At 50.0% G+C, this 2,557-nt stretch carries 4 protein-coding genes; all 4 read right to left on the reverse strand.

The annotated features are described in order from the left end of the window. Window positions 1-908: NAD(P)H-dependent oxidoreductase subunit E (locus tag PHU49_17135; GenBank protein ID MDD5245734.1), on the reverse strand; the 908-nt coding region annotated here is incomplete at its 3' end. Then, window positions 905-1,372, reverse strand: coding sequence for an NAD(P)H-dependent oxidoreductase subunit E (locus tag PHU49_17140; GenBank protein ID MDD5245735.1), 468 nt, complete (start codon window positions 1,370-1,372; stop codon window positions 905-907). The genes PHU49_17140 and PHU49_17135, both read right to left, overlap by 4 nt. Before the next feature lie 35 nt (window positions 1,373-1,407). Beyond that, window positions 1,408-2,340: a pyruvate synthase subunit PorB gene (gene porB, locus PHU49_17145; protein ID MDD5245736.1), complete on the reverse strand. Its 933-nt coding sequence runs from the start codon at window positions 2,338-2,340 to the stop codon at window positions 1,408-1,410. After that, window positions 2,337-2,557 (reverse strand): hypothetical protein (locus PHU49_17150; GenBank protein ID MDD5245737.1); only part of this gene is annotated, 221 nt, incomplete at its 5' end. The genes PHU49_17150 and porB, both read right to left, overlap by 4 nt.

The raw sequence follows: 2,557 nt of genomic DNA on the forward strand, positions 1-2,557 counted from the left end.
ACAAAGGCGCCGCCGCCGCGAAAGATCTTGATATCAAAATTAAAACCGGAATTGAAGATATTAGCCCCCAGGAGACCCTGTTCCCTGGCTTTTTCAATGGCTATTGAGAGCCTGTGGACGGCAAGGGGGTATTCGTCCCTCACATAGATGAAACCCTGATTGGAACCGATGGCATGGCCGCCGATGATCATTCCTTCGATGACAGCATGAGGATTTCCTTCCATGAGGGACCTGTCCATAAAAGCTCCGGGATCACCTTCATCACCATTTGCTATGACGTATCGCGGTTCCTCTGAAGCATCCCTGCAGGAACGCCATTTTGTACCGGTCAGAAAACCTCCGCCGCCCCTTCCTCTCAGACCTGATTTCTGTATCCATTCAATGATCTCCACAGGATCCATATGAAGGGCTTTATAAGCGGCCCTGTAACCACCAAAGCCGATATACTCCTCGATGTCTTCAGGGTCAAGAACACCATTCAGAGCCAGCACAATTCTTGTCTGGCCTGCGTAAAAAGGAATATCACCGGGAGATACATATCTTTTTGTTTTATCTTCCCCCTTGTAAAGCAGGTTTTCAACGATCGTTCCATCCTGAATGGTTTTTAACAACAGTTTAGTATCATCTTCCAGATTTCTCTTCCCAACGGTCTGGTACAGGATCTCATCGTCACCAAAAACAACGATTGGCCCCCTCTCGCATAATCCATGGCAACCGGTTTTCTTTACAAGCACCTTATCGTTTAGTTTCTCCGCTGCGATGGCCTCATTCAGCTTTTCGTAGACCTTCAACGCACCGGACGATATGCAACCCGTGCCACAACAAATCTTCACAATCTTACTATAGGCCCCAATCTTTTGTTTATATGCTGCTGCTATGCCGTCAAGCTGCTCGATCGATATGATCATGATGATTCTCCATATTCATTAATTATCTTCTTAACGATACTCGGTGTTGTTTTTCCGTAATCCTGTCCGTCAACCCTTACCAGCGGAGCAAGCGCACAGGCACCGAGGCAGTTTACAGACTCAAGGGTAAAAAGACCATTCCCGGTTGTATTCCCCTTCTTGATATTTAGTTCTCTCTCGAACGTATCAAGGATATTCGGCCCGCCCCTCAAATGGCATGCAGTTCCGAGACAGACATGGATTGTGTGCTTTCCTCTTGGCGTAAGCGAGAGAGATGCGTAAAAGGTGGCAACTTCATAGCCCTTACTAAATGGTATGTGAAGCTCGCCGCAGATATACTGAATAGCCTCTTTCGGCAGATACCGGTATTGTCTTTGAACATCCTGAAACATGGCGAGCAGATAGGATTTATCCTTGCCATACTTGTCGATTATGGTATTGATTGCCGCAGTATCGACCTCCATGTAATCCCCCTTTTTTTAATTGAAAAATATCCCTTTTACTTCAAACCACAGAGATATTTCATCCTTTCCCAATCTTTCTTTACCTTTTCCTGTATCAGGGAAATCGTTTTTACAGTCAGGTGCCTGAACCTGCCCTGGCCGTTCATGTAGTCTACAACATGACGTAACGGCTCGGGGTTATACGTTAATCTGTATTTGCCGTTTTCCACCTCGTAGAGGGGGAATACACCGGTTTCAACCGCCAGTCTCCCGTACCGTATGGCAAGGTCAGAGGGTATCCGCCAGCCCGTGGGACAGACAGAGAGGATATGGAGATAGGACGGTCCGTTGACCATCCGCGCCTTCTTGACCTTTGCGAGGAGGTCGAAGGGATAGGAAGGACAGGCTGTCGCGACGTAGGGGATATTGTGGGCAGCAGCGATCTTGGGCATGTTCTTCTTCTGCGTTGCCTGCCCGATGCTCCGTTTCCCCGGAGGACTGGTCGTTGTCATGGCACCGTAGGGCGTGGATGAAGAACGCTGGATACCGGTATTCATATAGGCCTCGTTGTCGACGCAGATGTAGGTGAACTTGTGTCCACGTTCCAGTGCTCCGGAGAGCGCCTGGAGACCGATGTCGCTGGTCCCGCCATCTCCTCCAATGGCAACAACATGGATATCCTTCCGGGGTATCTTCCCTTTTTCTGTGAGGATCTTAAGCGCCGATTCGACACCGGAGGCAACGGCGGCTGCATTCTCAAAGGCAACATGGATCCAGGGAAGACGCCAGTCGGTAAGGGGAAGCGGAGTGGAAATGATCTCCATACACCCTGTCGCCATTGCTACAATGGTGTTCTTCCCGAATCCCTTTAATGCCAGGCGCACTGCCAGTATCTCCGCGCATCCCTGGCACGCCCGGTGGCCGGAGACGGCAAATTCTTCTCTTGTCACCGTATTCGCTGCATAGATATCGATGTTCGGTAACATCATCCTCTCACCCCTATGACACGATAGTTTTTCTCTTGCTCCGAAGACCCTTTGGCTGCCGGGGACGACATATCGTCAAGGATGCCGTGGAAGTCCTCGGGGTTCACATCACGTCCGCCGAGCCCGACAATATAGTTGCTGAGCTGTATCCCCATTGTGTTGCTGTGGACAAGGGAGGATATCTCATTGAAGAGCGGGCTGTTTGTGGCGCCTCCCGGCA

Source organism: Syntrophorhabdaceae bacterium (assembly GCA_028713955.1).
In the GTDB taxonomy this organism is placed as follows: Bacteria; Desulfobacterota; Syntrophorhabdia; order Syntrophorhabdales; family Syntrophorhabdaceae; genus UBA5609.